The organism is Haloferula sp. BvORR071 (assembly GCF_000739615.1).
Lineage (GTDB): Bacteria > Verrucomicrobiota > Verrucomicrobiia > Verrucomicrobiales > Akkermansiaceae > Haloferula.
This window is the reverse complement of record NZ_BATP01000047.1, coordinates 26,182-40,633: the sequence shown is the minus strand read 5'-3', so window position 1 is coordinate 40,633 and position 14,452 is coordinate 26,182. Positions and strand designations below refer to the sequence as shown.

General features: G+C 63.1%; 15 protein-coding genes. 3 read left to right on the top strand and 12 right to left on the bottom strand.

Going from position 1 to position 14,452, the window contains the following annotated elements:
- Positions 1-328: 328 nt before the first annotated feature.
- Complete coding sequence (locus tag BV071_RS24275) at positions 329-994, bottom strand: hypothetical protein (protein WP_265594819.1); 666 nt, start codon at positions 992-994, stop codon at positions 329-331.
- Between the two features lie 156 nt (positions 995-1,150).
- Here BV071_RS24275 and BV071_RS24270 point away from each other — a divergent pair, with 156 nt between their 5' ends.
- Both BV071_RS24270 and BV071_RS24265 read left to right on the top strand, forming a co-directional pair.
- Positions 1,151-2,200 carry a cytochrome c gene (locus BV071_RS24270; RefSeq protein ID WP_035612657.1) on the top strand — a complete coding sequence of 350 codons (1,050 nt, stop codon included), beginning with the start codon at positions 1,151-1,153 and terminating at the stop codon, positions 2,198-2,200.
- 53 nt (positions 2,201-2,253) lie between these two features.
- Positions 2,254-3,741 carry a hypothetical protein gene (locus BV071_RS24265; RefSeq protein ID WP_265594818.1) on the top strand — a complete coding sequence of 496 codons (1,488 nt, stop codon included), beginning with the start codon at positions 2,254-2,256 and terminating at the stop codon, positions 3,739-3,741.
- Positions 3,742-3,805: 64 nt separating this feature from the next.
- Here the strand turns inward: BV071_RS24265 and BV071_RS24260 are convergent, their stop codons facing one another.
- From BV071_RS24260 to BV071_RS24235, 6 genes are all read right to left on the bottom strand, one after another.
- On the bottom strand, positions 3,806-4,270 hold the full coding sequence (locus BV071_RS24260; RefSeq protein ID WP_265594817.1) for a DUF1294 domain-containing protein: 465 nt from the start codon (positions 4,268-4,270) through the stop codon (positions 3,806-3,808).
- 14 nt (positions 4,271-4,284) lie between these two features.
- Positions 4,285-5,580 (bottom strand): GTPase HflX, encoded by a 1,296-nt coding sequence (gene hflX / locus BV071_RS24255; protein WP_035612653.1) that lies wholly within the window; start codon positions 5,578-5,580, stop codon positions 4,285-4,287.
- 148 nt (positions 5,581-5,728) lie between these two features.
- Complete coding sequence (locus tag BV071_RS24250; protein WP_035612650.1) at positions 5,729-6,067, bottom strand: hypothetical protein; 339 nt, start codon at positions 6,065-6,067, stop codon at positions 5,729-5,731.
- The gene (locus tag BV071_RS24245; protein ID WP_265594816.1) at positions 6,051-6,467 is read right to left on the bottom strand and encodes a hypothetical protein; all 417 of its coding nucleotides are present in this window, start codon (positions 6,465-6,467) and stop codon (positions 6,051-6,053) included. Before BV071_RS24245 ends, BV071_RS24250 begins: the two co-directional genes overlap by 17 nt.
- Positions 6,468-6,803: 336 nt before the next feature.
- Positions 6,804-7,190: a biopolymer transporter ExbD gene (locus tag BV071_RS24240; RefSeq protein WP_035612641.1), complete on the bottom strand. Its 387-nt coding sequence runs from the start codon at positions 7,188-7,190 to the stop codon at positions 6,804-6,806.
- Between the two features lie 38 nt (positions 7,191-7,228).
- Positions 7,229-7,690 (bottom strand): thioesterase family protein, encoded by a 462-nt coding sequence (locus BV071_RS24235; protein WP_081886207.1) that lies wholly within the window; start codon positions 7,688-7,690, stop codon positions 7,229-7,231.
- Positions 7,691-7,828: 138 nt separating this feature from the next.
- Here BV071_RS24235 and BV071_RS24230 point away from each other — a divergent pair, with 138 nt between their 5' ends.
- Positions 7,829-10,906 carry an autotransporter-associated beta strand repeat-containing protein gene (locus tag BV071_RS24230; protein WP_035612638.1) on the top strand — a complete coding sequence of 1,026 codons (3,078 nt, stop codon included), beginning with the start codon at positions 7,829-7,831 and terminating at the stop codon, positions 10,904-10,906.
- 40 nt (positions 10,907-10,946) lie between these two features.
- Here the strand turns inward: BV071_RS24230 and fabF are convergent, their stop codons facing one another.
- From fabF to BV071_RS24205, 5 genes are all read right to left on the bottom strand, one after another.
- On the bottom strand, positions 10,947-12,191 hold the full coding sequence (gene fabF, locus BV071_RS24225) for a beta-ketoacyl-ACP synthase II (protein ID WP_035612635.1): 1,245 nt from the start codon (positions 12,189-12,191) through the stop codon (positions 10,947-10,949).
- Between the two features lie 77 nt (positions 12,192-12,268).
- Positions 12,269-12,511, bottom strand: coding sequence for a hypothetical protein (locus tag BV071_RS24220; RefSeq protein ID WP_035612632.1), 243 nt, complete (start codon positions 12,509-12,511; stop codon positions 12,269-12,271).
- Positions 12,508-13,260 (bottom strand): hypothetical protein, encoded by a 753-nt coding sequence (locus tag BV071_RS24215; RefSeq protein WP_265594815.1) that lies wholly within the window; start codon positions 13,258-13,260, stop codon positions 12,508-12,510. The genes BV071_RS24220 and BV071_RS24215 overlap by 4 nt, the downstream gene beginning before the upstream one ends.
- 10 nt (positions 13,261-13,270) lie before the next feature.
- Positions 13,271-13,729 (bottom strand): biopolymer transporter ExbD, encoded by a 459-nt coding sequence (locus BV071_RS24210; RefSeq protein WP_035612625.1) that lies wholly within the window; start codon positions 13,727-13,729, stop codon positions 13,271-13,273.
- Positions 13,729-14,430, bottom strand: a complete 702-nt coding sequence (locus BV071_RS24205) for a MotA/TolQ/ExbB proton channel family protein (RefSeq protein WP_052573834.1) — start codon at positions 14,428-14,430, stop codon at positions 13,729-13,731. The genes BV071_RS24210 and BV071_RS24205 overlap by 1 nt, the downstream gene beginning before the upstream one ends.
- Between the last annotated feature and the right edge of the window lie 22 nt (positions 14,431-14,452).

Below are 14,452 nucleotides of genomic sequence, written 5' to 3'. Positions count from 1 at the left end.
GCGCCGACCTCCGCACGCACGGATGAGGTCGGTTCTCGCATTTAAACATTTCCTTTCGTCATCTCCCCATCACCTCAATCAGATTGGAGATCTCGGCGTCAACGAACGACTCTTTGAACGCGGAGTTCTCCCGCGCGACCTGCACCAGAGACACGCCGGATCTGATTCGCCTGCGATCCTCCCTTCGCAACGCTTTCTTATCGGCGCTACGCGCCTCACGGCTCGCAATGGAAGATACTTTCGGCATGTCGCTCAGCACCTAGGAATAGCGCTCGGCCATATGGCTGTCAACGAGCCCAGACTACCTCCTCTTAGCTGACTAGCCGAATCACCTCACCACCCCCGGATTCCACTCACTCGTCGTCAGCACGCCATCACCATTGTCATCTAGCAGAATGAAGCGCTCCTGGATCGGCGGCTTCGCGGCGTTCTGGGCATAGGCGTAGCCGAATTCAGTGAAGGTGAGCTGCCCGTTCGCGTCGAAGTCGGCCAGTTGGAAAACCGTGTAGTTGTTCGGGAAGGTCTCGCCCTTCCGGAACTTCACATATTCCGCCAGCGTCACCGCTCCGCTCTGGTCCACGTCCGCCTCCAGAAAGTCCCGCCGGATGCTCACCAGCGAGACATTCGCTTTCGAACTGCTCCGGAATTCCTCGAAGTCCAGCGCCCCATCGATCGAGACATCGGCCAAGTAGAAGACCCGCTCCACCGCCTTCTGCGGCTGGATGACGCCGGTGAAAATCAGGAACTCGTTCACCTGGATCGAGCCGTTGCGGTTGAGGTCGGCCTTCTTGAAGAACTTCGCCTGCGCCTTGGGGGAAAGCCCCGGCCGGAGGGTCGTGCTGAACTCCGGGGCACTCAGGCTACCCGAGAGGTCGAGATCGGCGGCAGTGAAGGCGCTGGTGTCATACCCGCCACCGGCGACTGCAAAACCGCAAGGAATCGCCACGACGGCAGCGATCGCCAGCAAGGCTCGGACGGGAAGATGGAATCCCATGGCCTGAGGCCCTTAACAAGGGCGGCGGGTGAAGACGAGAAATTCTCCTTTATCGGACCGCAAGCATCCGCGTTTTTCTGTGTCCTGACCCATTTGGGTAGCTGTGTTGTCTGACAGATTCTGCCAGCATCCCGCGTCCTTGGATTCCACGACTTCATGAGAAAAACCCTTCTGCTCCTGGCCCTCGGCCTGCAACCGCTCTGCGCCGAGCAATTGCTCACCTACGACAACCGCCCGCTCGGCAAGGCCGACGAGCCGCTGATCATGAGCACCTATCTGCCGGACCCGGGGCTCGATGCCGCGGTCTTCGCGCACCATCACAACAGCGGCCCGGCCCCGAAATACAACCCGACCAAGGGCGAGGACGTCCCGGGCGAGGAGAAGCCGATCGCGGCCGTCGCGGCGGCCTATGCGGTGAGCTTCGGCCCAGCGCTGGCCTACACCTTCGATAGCACCGAGTGCCGCCCACTCTATGCCTGGCAAGGCGGCTTCCTGGACATGACCTCCTACTGGGGGGACCAGCAGCGCGGCTCGCGCGTGTCCTTCGACTACATCCCGCGGCTGGTGGGCAACATGTTCTACAAGACCTCCGGCAAGCATCCGGTCTCGATCGGCGGCAAGAACGTCGATGAACTCGGCGGCCCCAGCTACGTGGGCTACAAGCTCGAGAAGGGCGTGCCGCGCTTCCAATTCAAGGCCGGTGGCCACCTGGTCTCCATCATGATCAAGCCCTCCACCAAGGAGCAGTCCTACGAGGCGGAGGTCACTTGCGATCCCCCTGCTCCACTGGCGTGGAAGGAAGACGGAGTCAGCGCCGAGGGCAACGGCAAGCTCAGCTTCACCTACAGCGGCAAGACCCTGGCCAGCTATCAGGGCTACAAGGTGAAGATCGACCTGCGGAAGGCCAACGCGCAGGCCGGTGAGCAGCTCTTCAACAACTACGGCTGCATCGCCTGCCACTCGCTGGACGGCTCGAAGGGCCACGGTCCCTCGGTCGGCGGACTGGCCGATAGCATGGTCGAACTGGAAGGCGAAGGCGTGAAGCCGGTGAAGGCCGACCGCGAATACCTGCTGGAGTCGATCAAGACCCCGAACGCGAAGATCGTGAAGGGCTACCCGCCCAACTACATGCCACCCTTCGGCATCCCGGATGTGGAATACGATTCCCTGGTGATGTTCATCCAATCCCTGGCCAAGCCCGAGTGAAACCGCGAGCCATGAAAACCGAAAAGCACACGGATCAACCTTCCATCACTCGCATGAGCACCCGCCTTGTTGTTGCCTCACTGGCTCTCTTCACCTGCCTCGCCTCAGCAGCAGACTTCGATGACTGCTACAAGATTGAGGACATCAAGCTTCCGGACGGCGTGCCGCCGGAAGTGGGTGGGATCGACTTCGCGCCGGATGGCAGCTTCTTCGTCGTGCTGCGCCGTGGCGATGTGCTGAAGGCCTCGCCCTCGAATGATGCGAAGGGCTTCGACTGGCACCTCTTCGCCACCGGCTTCCACAATGGCTGCGGCATCGATGCCGTCTCGCCGACCAAGATCCGCATCACCCAGATGGCGGATATGATCGAAGTGGAGGACACCGACAAGGATGGCAAGGCGGACAGCTACACACGCTTCGCTTCCGGTTGGGGTCTGAGCGGAAACTACCACGAGACTAATACCCTGACCAAGGACGGCAAGGGTGGCTACTTCCTCTCGATCGGCACGGCCTCGCACGCCGGCCCGACTTTCGAGCACGTGCTGGGCGAGTATTCCGCCTTCGGGCGCCGCGGCCGCAACTACTCCTCCGTGAAGTGGAAGGGCTGGATCCTGCACGCCGATGCCCAGGGCAATGTCACCCCGGTGGCCAGCGGCTTCCGTATGGCCAACGGCATCTACACCGATCCCGATGGCAACCTCTGGTCCGGCGACAACCAAGGCGACTGGAAGGCGATCACCCCGCTCTACTTCGTGGAGAAGGGTCATTTCTACGGCCACCCGAGCAGCCTCAACTGGGACCCCGCATGGGCCGGCAAGGACCCGATGCTGACCTTCCGCAATGACATGGACGCCTACAACAAGGCCCGCACCAAGGCCGTGGTGGAGCTTCCTAACAAGGAGATCAACCGCTCCGCCGGAGAGCCGATGGAACTGCCGCGCAATGGCTCCTTCGGTCCCTTCGCCGGACAACTGCTGATCCCCGACAACAACGGCGAGCGCATCTCCCGCGTGATGCTGGAGAAGGTGAACGGCCATTTCCAAGGCGCCGTCACCCAGTTCATCCAGAACCACGGCCTGCGCTCCGGCAACCACCGCCTGCGCTTCTCACCGGATGGCAAGCAGCTCTACGTCGGCCAGACCGTGCGCGGCTGGGGTACCCCGGCCGAAGGCTTGCAGCGGATCACCTGGAAGGGCGGCGTGCCCTTCGACATCGAGAGCTTCAAGATCACCAAGAAGGGCTTCAAGCTGACCTTCACCAAGGACCTGCCCGACAAGCTCACCGACAAGAAGAGCTGGGACTTCTCCTCCTTCACCGTGCAGCCGAAGTGGACCTACGGCAGTGACAACGAGAACGAGCGCAAGCACGAGGTGACGGACTTCAAGGTCACCGGCAAGCGAAGCGTGGAAGTGGAACTGCAAGACTTCGTCGCCGGCAAGATCTACCGCCTCGACCTGCCGAAGGACCTGAAATCCGCGGACGACAAGAGCCCGCTGCAGAACCGCCTGGCCTTCTACACGGCGAATGAACTGCCGAAGTGAGATTTCCAAGTCTGGACTGATTCCTGCCGGTGTCGCCATCGAATAGCGACACCGGCATCTCGCCTCACTCGAAAAGCGCCTTCGTCATTCTCCAATCGATCATGAAATCGCAGGCGATATATTGATGAAGGAGCCCGATCATCCAGAACGCGGCTTGATAGCGGGTCTTTGATGTCTTGTGACGCAAGATTCGCTGGGCAACGAACACGGCGGCCCAACCTCCAGCGAGCTCGGCAAGGTGAAGCACGTGTTCTGGAACCCGCCAGTAACCCTTTTGCGCTCTACTCTTGTCATCGCAGTTAAGAAGGAAGGCCACCCCGGAGACCAAGCAGAAGTAAACTGCTACCACACGCCAATCGGTATCGCGGGCGAGACAATAAACCGCGACCGCCGGGACGAACAGGAAGACGAGATAGAAAAAAGTCGCTATGATTCCGAAGCGCCGGCGCCGCTTCGGTGGACCTTTCGGCCCGCCTCGAGGCCCACGCTGCGGTCGATCAGTCGGCTTACGGATGTTGGATGGCTGCATCGAAGTGACTCCGATCACCCCTCCCCAAACTCCTCCAGCCTCCCCGCGATCGCAGCAGGCACCACGGCGGTCACAAGGATGTCATTGTCCTCATACTCCGTGGACAGCACCTTCGCATCGCGGTGCAGCATGCCGATGAGATCTGCGCGGCTTTGGGGAATCCGGTAGCGCCTGCGGCGCACGCGGTCGGCCATCACCTCGGAGCATTTCTGCAGGAGCACATCGAGCCCCTGCCCGCTGGCCGCGGAGATGGGCAGCGCGTCGGGATAAAGCTGGTGGAGTTCCGCAAGACGATCGGGATCGGCGACAAGGTCGATCTTGTTCAGCACGGTGATAGTGCGCTTGTCCACCGCACCGAGTTCGCCGAGCACCTCAAGGGTAGTCGCATGGAACCGTTCAATCTCCGGTGAGGTCGCATCCAGCACGTGGATCAGGAAGTCCGCGAGCACGGCTTCTTCCAAGGTCGCCTTGAAGGCCTCCACCAAGCGGTGCGGCAGGTTGCGGACAAAGCCGACCGTATCCGTGATGAGCAGCGGTTGGCCATCGGGCAGCTCGATCTTACGCGTCGTCGTGTCGAGCGTGGCGAAAAGCATGTCCTTCGCAAAGACATCGGCGCCGCTGAGCTTGTTGAGCAAGGTCGACTTGCCGGCATTGGTGTAGCCGACGATCGCACCGTGCGGCGTTTCCATTTTCTCGCGCTCCTTGCGCTGGGTCGCGCGCTGCTTGCGCACGTCCTCCAGTTCGCGGCGCGCGCGGTCGATGCGGACATTGGCCATCCGGCGGTCCACTTCGATCTGCTTCTCACCCATGCCGCGGGATGCGGCTCCGCCTCCGGCAGTGCCGCCCGAGCCACCCTCACGGTCGAGGTGACCCCACATCCGGGCTAGCCGTGGCAGCGCGTATTGCATCCGCGCCAGCTCCACCTGGAGGCGGGCCTCCTTGGTCTGCGCGCGGCGCGCGAAGATATCGAGAATCACTTCCTCGCGGTCCAGCACGGTCATGTTCGCCGCCTTTTCCCATTCGCGTTGTTGGGACGGGGCAAGCTGATTGTCGAAGACGAGGCAGTCGCACTCGTGGGCCTTGGCAAGTTCCGCGATCTCCGCCGCCTTGCCGGTGCCGCAGAGGAATTTCCGGTGCATCTCCCGGCAGCGGACCAGCAGGGTATCCACCACGCCGATGCCGAGGGTGCCGACCAGCTCGCCAAGCTCGACCAGCAAGGCCTCCGATTCCACCTCCTCGCGTGGGTCGAAAAACAAGCGCACCAGCAGGGCGCGCTCGACCATCTCGGGCTTCTCGCGGACTTCAAACATACTTCTGGGGGGAACTTGGCACTGCGGGAGGCAGCTTGCGAAGGGTAAAAAACAACGCGGAGAATTGCCCCCCGGAAAACAAAGCGGGCGGCACCTCCCTCGCAGGAAGAAGATGCCGCCCTATCCGGGGGAAAAGCCGTTTTGTTTGTCAGCGCTCGGAGCGCAACCATTGTTCGTGGCCCCAGAGGCCCCAGACCACACCGGCCAGACCGGCAGTCAGCAGGACAAAGGGTGCCAGCATCACCAGCTCGCTCATGGTGTGACCCATCGACGCCGCGGCCTTGGCCGTCATGAATTGCTTCATCACGATCACCCACAGGCGACCGATCAGCAGCAGCATGGCACCGAAGGCGAGCAGCGAACCGCCCCAGGATTGGTAGCGGCGCGAGAGGCGAACCGCGCCGAGACCCAGCAGGCCCAGGCCGATCACGCCGCAGGCATCCATCAGGAAGCCGTTTTTGATCACGAAATCAACGAAGGGGCTCATGAATGGAAGAGGAGGAAATTGGAACTTGGACCGGAGCGGCGGACTTCTCGGTTTCGAAGACCCCGGCGTGGATGGCCAGACCGAGGCCGAAGACCAGCCAGCCGCCATTCATCGTCACCAGTTTGATGACTTCCCAAGCGACCGCGCTCGCAGCATCTCCAACGACGATGCCCGAGGCCGGAATCGCCATCAGGACACCACCTTGGTAGAGCGGCACGATTACTGAGTAGCCAATCGCCAGCATCATCGCGCCGCCCATCAGGAGCCGGGGGGCCCAGCCGGTCGTGCCGCGGGTGATCCGCCAGGCGGTGAGCAGGAGGAATACTCCCATAATGATCAGGAACACGGGCCGCATCGCGCTGATCGACGCGAGGGGCAAGACATCGGGGGGTAACGTCATACCGTTAGATTGGCATGAGCACAACTCGTTGAGCAAGAGTTTATTAAATAGGACAATCCGACTTCCAATAATAACAAATAAGCAAGCTCACCCGATGAAATACATGAATTAACACTTCGCTTATCTTAGAGAGGCACCTTGCAATCCGCATGGTTGCTCACGCCGAATCTGGCGGGCACGACGCTGAAAAGCCCACTTGGAGTCCACTTGTAGTGGTAATCCCTACACCTACCGCTCGGACCCGCTCCACCCTACGCGATCGCGTAGGTGTGAATAAGTGTGTGAAAAACCCGCCGCAGGGGCGCCGATCCCCGTCGGCAAACGAGTTAGAGGATCTCAATCCCGCTCTTCCTCGAACTGAGGTCCTGCGTTCCTCTCCGTCTCAAGGGAAACATTCCAAACGCCGGCCTTGCCGCAGGCCTCCGCCACGGCGGCGATTCGCTCAAGGGTAGCGGCAGCATCGCCGCGAATCATCACTGCGAAGTCCTTCTCTTGGGCAATACGGGCTGCGAGTTTCTGCTGCAGGACATCAAGGGCGAGCTTCTGGCCTTCGAAGCTGAGACCTCCGTCCGCCGTCACCCGAATAATCACGGGAGCCTTGCGCGGAAGCCCTGCCGCTTGCGGCGGAGGCGGTGCCAGCGGCTCCATTTTCACCTCGGCCCTCCCCCCGGTGAACCAGAGGAAGTAGAGGGCCTTGAAGACGAGGAGGAAGAGCTGGCTCATGGGATCGCCTGCTAGGTTGAACGCTGTGGCAGAAATCCTCAAGTGGGATCGGCAGGGCGATTTCCATCCGCCCCCAGCTTCACCCGCGTCTCCTCATCGATCACCAGTGGCTTGCCCTGATTGTCCACCCGCACGGTCGTCATCTTGCCGAAGGCATAGACCTCGCCGTCCTTCAGCACCTCGAAGATCCAACTCACCGAGGCCGCGCCGATCCTCTCGATTCCCAACTGCACCTCGATCTTGTCGCCGAAGCACAGCGGCCGCTTGAAGTCACAGGACACATGCACCCGCGGCCAGCCGCCGAGTTCCCGGTCGATGACCGGAATCCCCTGCCCTGCCAGGAAGGTGTGCTCCGCCTCCTCCACATGCCGGAAGATCTTCGGGAAATGCAGCCACGAGCTGCAATCGGTATCCGCGAAGCTGACCTGCGAGTGGTGGATATGAACGGGATTGGTCACGGCAGACCCTAGCTCCGAAATCCGTCCGGCGGCAAGGGGCATGGAGCCTGGTGAACACCTGCCCGGGGGTCGCGAGCCGGACGGAGAGGTCAATTTACCGCGTCCGGCGATTCCGACCTCTGCCTAACTTCTTGATATGATTCCCGGAGCCCTCTATCTGATAGCAACCTCCATCCCCCCGTGAAACTCATCCTCACCGGCCTGATGGCCTTGCTCCCTGCCGCCGTTTCGCGCGGTGCTGTATTCCCTTTCGCCGAGTATCATCTCGGTGAAGCGGGAAGCTTCAGCCCCACTTATCCGACTCCGCTAAACAGCAACGGCTTCAACCGCCATTTCAACCGCTTGTCCGGCATCAGCAGCGGCCAGCAATGGGCGCTCGCCAACGCGGTGCCGGCGGCGGCCACCGGTTCCACGGCCGGCGTGGATACGAGCGCTGCCGGGAAGCAGGGTACCGACTTCTACTCCTACCCCGGAGGCCCGGTCTACCCGGGAGGCCCGGTCTACCCGCCAGGCCCGCCCTCGCCCATTCTCGGCCTGCCCAAAAACAATTTTGCATTCGGCATATTTGCGCGGGCCCCGCAGTCGAGTCTGACCGTCGGCGGCAATGTATTTGCCACCGGGTCCTGCGCCCTGTCCTTGAGCCCCCAGGGATGGCGCGCCCAGGCCGCCACGAACGTTTTCATCCCGGGTCAGGCCGGGAATTTCACGGCGGATACGTGGGTCCATCTCGCCTTGATCCGCGCCAACAACGAGACCCGCTTTTACATCAACGGAGTGGATCAGGGCATCCCCGCCACCGCCGAGCCGTCCCACAATTTTCCCACCCTCGCGGGATCGCCTTCTCTCGATGATTTCAATGGCATGATGGACGAGGCGCGGATCGTCACCTTCAATCCGGGTGAGCCGGTGGCGAACATTCTCGCAGCGCTGCAGGCGGGGACTTCTTGCACCGCCTTCATCAACGTCGGCAGCGAGGCCGCGGTGAAGCAGGCGAACCTGGTGCCGGCGGAAACCTCGATCTTCCGGATAGGCGGCACAGTGCGGGATGTGGTGCAGGTAATGGATGCCGGCGGCTTCTCCGTAGGAGGTACGGCACCTGAGAAACACCGGATCCGGGTCATCGCGGAGGGGCCGATCGCCGCCGGCCGCTATCCCCTGATCAGCTATTCCGGCGCGATCGGCGGCCAGGGGCTGGCGGGGCTTGAACTCATGCCGCTGCCGGGCCGCACCGCCGCCACACTGGAACTCAACGCCGCCAATACCGCCATTGAGCTCGTCGTCGGCGCTTCGCAAGGGATCACTTGGACCGGTGCCGGCAGCAATCTGTGGGATGTCTCCAGCGGCGGCAACTGGGTGCTGGAGGGCACCGGCACGGCCACCTCGTATCTGGAGGGCGACGCTGTGGCCTTCAACGATTCCACCGCGGCGACGGACAACAGCGTGGTGATCCCGGAGGCAGTGGCGCCGTATGCCATGAAGGTCGATGGCAGCGAGAACTACAGCTTCACCGGCGCGGGCATCACCGGCAGCACCTCGCTCACCAAGACCGGCAGTGGCACCCTGACCTTGGCCAACGACAACAGCTTCACCGGCCCGGTCGCGATCAACGGCGGCACCCTGCGGCTCGGGAATGGCGGAGCGACAGGAAGCCTTGGCAGCGGGTCGCTGGCCCTCAATAACTGCCAACTGCTGGTCGACCGCAGCGGCGATGTAACGCTTGCCTCCGCCGCGTTCTCCGGCAGCGGCAGCGTGGGCATCAGCAAGACCGGGCCCGGGCGGCTGATCCTTCCCGCCTCCACTCCAAGCTTCACGGGAGCGGTCACGCTCAACGCCGGGGAGATTGTCGCGAAGCGCAGCAATCCCTTCCCCTATGCCAGCCTCACCATTGCTCCGGGTGCCTGTCTGGATATGACCGGGTTCGGATTCGCGAGCGCCGTCACCGTAAGCGGTCACGGCGTGGATGGCCAAGGTGCCATCAAGGGGGATGTGAGCGCCAACAGCGGCTTCTACCTCGCGGGAGATACCACCATCGCCGGGGGCTTGAGCGCCAGCGGCCTTCGCTCCGACTGGGACGACAGTGTCATCTCGCGACGCAGCGTGAGCGCCAATTACAAGCTCAACCTTCGCGGCAGTCTCAGCCTGAGACTGACGGATTTCAACATCAAGGACCTCGATATCGACGGGGGCTCCATGATCCTCGGCGAGGGCACCGTGGTTTCCGGCAGCCCGGCGGATGTGGTCACGATCCGGAACGGCGGGGGCCTCTACATGAGCTCCCCTTTCCCGGTCTCACAGCAATTGTTGACCTACCAGAAGCCGACCTTCGCCAAGTCGCTGGTGCTCTACAACGGCACGATCTCGGTTAACGGCGCAAACTCCGGCTACATCTTGCCCGGCGATATCCAGATCAACGGCCCCACCACTTTCATTGCCGAGGCCAGCCATCCCCCGACCTCGGGGGGCTCCGCCATGACTGCCGTTTTTCTCACGGTGAAGGGAACGGTTTCCGGCAACGGCTCGCTGACCACGGACGGCTATGGCGGGGTCACCCTCAACAAGGCACCGGCCTACACCGGCGACACCACTATCCACACCCAGGTCCATTCCCTCTACCCCCAATACATCCACAGCTATTTGTCCCTTGGCGGACCCGGCTTGAACGACAACTCCACCGTGCGCATCGACCATGGAGCCAACCTTAATCTGTACTTCGCCGGCACCGATACCGTCGCCAAACTCTTCTACGCTGGCATCCAGCTCCCGGCCGGGGTCTATCCCGCCGCAGCTTCCTACAATGGCGGAGGCGTCGCGGGATCCGGCACCCTCACTGTTGCCAGCGGCCCCACCGATCCGCCCTACCAACAGTGGGAGACCCTCCAAGGCATTCCCGGCGCGGGCGCGAATGTGGATTCGGACGGCGACGGCATCCCCAACGGCATCGAGTTCGTCATCGGTGGCGATCCCAGCGGGCCGAATTCCAACTCGCGCTCACTGCTACCGGTGATCACTTCCACCGCCACCAGCTTTCAGGTGGTTTACCGGCGGCATTTCATGTCGGCCCTGGGGGGCTATCCAGACAAAGTGAGATACGGCAGCAACTTCAGCACCGACTGGGCCACCGCCGAGAACAACGTCGCCGGCGTGACCATCAACACGGAGCCCGACGCCTTCGGCATCGGGGTAGACCGGGTCACCGTCACGATTCCGAAGGCAGGAAAACCGAAGCTTTTCGTGTGTCTCCAGGCGGATATCCAGTGACCCTTTGCCAAGGTCGCAGGCCCCCGGGCGTGCACTAGCCTCAGTAGCGCTTCACCAGCAGCGAGGCATTGTGCCCGCCGAAGCCGAAGCTGTTGCTGAGCGCCACGTCCACCTTTGCTTCGCGCGCGGTGTTGGGCACCACGTCCAGGTCGCACTCGGGGTCTTGCTCTTCCACGTTGATGGTCGGCGGGACGACACCGTCCACGATCGACATCACGCTGGCGACCAGCTCGATGCCACCGGCCGCGCCGAGCATGTGGCCAGTCATGGACTTGGTGGAGCTGACCATCAGGCCATTCGTCGCGTAGTCACCGAAGGCCAGCTTGATCGCGCGGGTTTCGGCGATATCGCCGAGACCGGTCGAGGTCGCGTGGGCGTTGAGATACTGGACGTCTTCCGGGTTCAGCTTGGCGTGTTTGAGCGCCATGCCGATCGCATAGGCCGGGCCGCTGCCATCCGGGGAGGGCGCGCTGAGGTGGTGCGCATCCGCGCTCACACCGTAGCCGACAAGCTCGGCATAGATCTTCGCGCCGCGCTTCTTGGCGTGCTCGAGTTCCTCGATCACCACCACACCCGCACCTTCGCCCATCACGAAGCCATCGCGGTTCTTGTCGAAGGGACGCGAGGCCTTCTCCGGCTCGTCGTTGCGGGTGCTCAGCGCCTTCATGTTGGCGAAGCCCGCGAGACCCATCGGTAGGATCGTCGATTCGGCACCACCGGCCAGGAAGGCATCGGCATCTCCGAACTTAATCATGCGCCAGGCTTCCCCGATGTTGTGGTTCGAGGTCGCGCAGGCGGTGACGATCACCATGTTCGGGCCGTAGAGACCGTGCTCCATGGAGATGATGCCGCTGGCGATGTTGGAAATCATCATCGGGATCGTGAAGGGCGAGACGCGCTTCGGTCCCTTGGTCAGGCAGACTTCGTGCTCGCGCTCCAGCGTGCCAAGGCCGCCGATGCCGCTACCCACCATCACGCCGAAGCGGCGGCGGTCGACCTGTTCCAGATCCACGCCGCTGTCCCCGAGCGCCATCTTCGCGGCGGCCACGGCGAACTGCACGTAGCGGTCGCTGCGGCGGGAGTCCTTGGGCACATTGAAATAGGAATCCGGAGCGAAGTCCTTCACCTCCCCGGCGATCTTGCACTCGTAGGGTGCCGGATCGAGCAGGGTGATCGTGCCGATGCCGCTGCGGCCTTCCTTCATGCCATCCCAGGTGGACTGGAGGTCATTGCCAAGGGGGCTGATGCAACCGATGCCGGTGATGACGACTCTTCTTTCGCTCATTGGATCTGAATGATGAATGGGGCCTTGGGTGGCGGATTTCGGGCGTCCTTAGATGCTACCGGGATGGGTGGCAAGCCTCATCCCAAGCTGCGGTTGCGACCCCGCTCATTGTCAGCACCGCAGTGCGGACATTGGAAAATACGCCCGCGGCCCTCGTCTTCAACCACCAGCAGGCAGAGCCGGCAAGAAACCCGGCGCTTCAGCGAACGGCGCTCCGCATTGCGGTGCGACCAGCGCGAGATCCACGAAAAGAAGGCCACCAGCACCATCGGCGCGCCGATGGCCCATGCCGCCAGTTCGGTGAGGGAGAGCTCGATCATTGCGCGCCAGAGATTTCCACGACGGTGCCGCCGCCGTCCTTGTCGCCATTTTCGATCCGCGCCTGACGCAGCCAGACTTCCACGGCATCAGCCCCCGCGGCAGCCTCCGGGGGGGCAAAGACAGTGCTCACCCGGGTCACCCGGCCGGCGGCATCATAAGTGATCAGGTAGCGGTTGCCGGGCAGCGCTCCGGGCGGCGGCGGGACCGCGGAGGCCTTGGCCCGCATCCCATTGGTCGCCAGCACCAAAAGGCCCAGCCCGGGCTGCGGATTGGCCGGAATCACCGGGGGATCCGCGGGCGGCAGCTCGGGCAATACACCCGGAGAGATCTTGGCCTCGGCCTCCTTGGCAGGGTCCGGCAGATCCACGTGGACCGGCTGGTAGCTGGGACTGTAGCGATAGCCGGGGGTCCCGGCAGCCGCCAGCCCCCGCTGGATCAGGGCCTGCACGGCGGGATCCTTGGAGGGGTCCTCCCGCACCGGGAAGGGACCGGCTTCGGTCGCCAGGGTCTTGAGCGCCTGCCAGTCCTCGCCCGGCGGCACCACGATCAGGGATGCGCGGCGCTCGGCATGCCGCGGCCCTCCACCGCCGACCCGGACCCGCACGGTCGCGGCCAGTCCGGCAGTGATCAGGGAGACCAAAAGGAAGGCACCGAGGAAGCCCATCGAATTCCCCACCGGCAACCGCCACTGGAAGACCAAGCCGAGCTGGCGGTCACGAGTGATTCGCTTGTGGCGTAAACCGAACATCAGGAGGGAGTTAGCGCCGCTTGGGGACGGCAGTGGCGGGGGCCCCTGCATCCTCCGGCGGCTGGCCGAGTACCCAGACACGGAAGCCTTTTTGCAGCGCCATCTCCGCGACGCTCTGCTGAATCTCGACCGGCACGCCCTTCTGGACTTGGAGCAGGACCGTGCTGGCAGGGCTCGACTCGTCGCCGCGCCGGGCATCCAGGCGTTCGGAAAGCTCACTCAGCGAGACATCTTCCCGCTCCAGCCAGTAGGAGGGAGGAGTATCGCGGTTCGCGGCTGTCACCGTGATCACCGTGGCATCGGTCGGCCGCTCCATCTGGTAGCGGGACACCGGCAGCTCCATCGCCACGCCATACTGGCTGACGAAGGACGGCACGAGCATGAAACAGATCAGTAAGGCCAGCAGGTTGAACGCCGGGACCACAAAGAGAAATCCCGGCCGCTCCGGCAGCGTGGACTCCAGCTTCATCACTTCTTGCTGCGTTCTTCCCGGCGGCGGGCTTCAAGTTCATCCCGCATCGAGACGATTCCGGTATCTGCGCGGGCGTCGCAAATCATATTCACCATCTCGATCCCGGTGCGCTCGATGCGGTGGAAGAGCCGCTTCGCCCGGCCGAGGAAGTAGAGGTAGAAAAGGTAGGCGGGGATCGCGATCGTCAGGCCCACCGCGGTGGTTACCAGCGCCATCAGAACCCCGGAGGCCAGCTCGGAAGTGCCTGCCGCCGCCCCGCTCCGCTCGGTCATCCGCTGAAAAGTCTCCGCCAGGCCGAGGACCGTTCCGAGCATTCCGGTCAGCGGGGCCAGCACGGAAACGGCGAGGATCGCCCGGAGGTTCTTCTCAATCCGCGGGACCTCCAGCTGCCCAGCTTCTTGGGCGATATCACGCAGGTCCGGGCGCTCCATCGAGTGCCGCAGCAGGACCGAATGAGCGACCCGGGCGACCGGGCCGGGGGCGCGGGCCGCTTCGTGGCTAGCCTCGGCGTAAGCCTTGCGGCGGACGTGGTTCGAGAGACCGACCAGCAGGTCGCCCACATTGATGCGGGCGCGGTGGAAGAAAAACAGCCGCTCGATCACAAACACCGCCCCGAAAAATGCGAGGGCCGCCTGCAGCCAGAGAATCGGGCCGCCGTTCTCCAGGAGGCCCGATGGATCGAAGAAATCGCTCGGCATGGCGGAGGTCTATAAACGATGG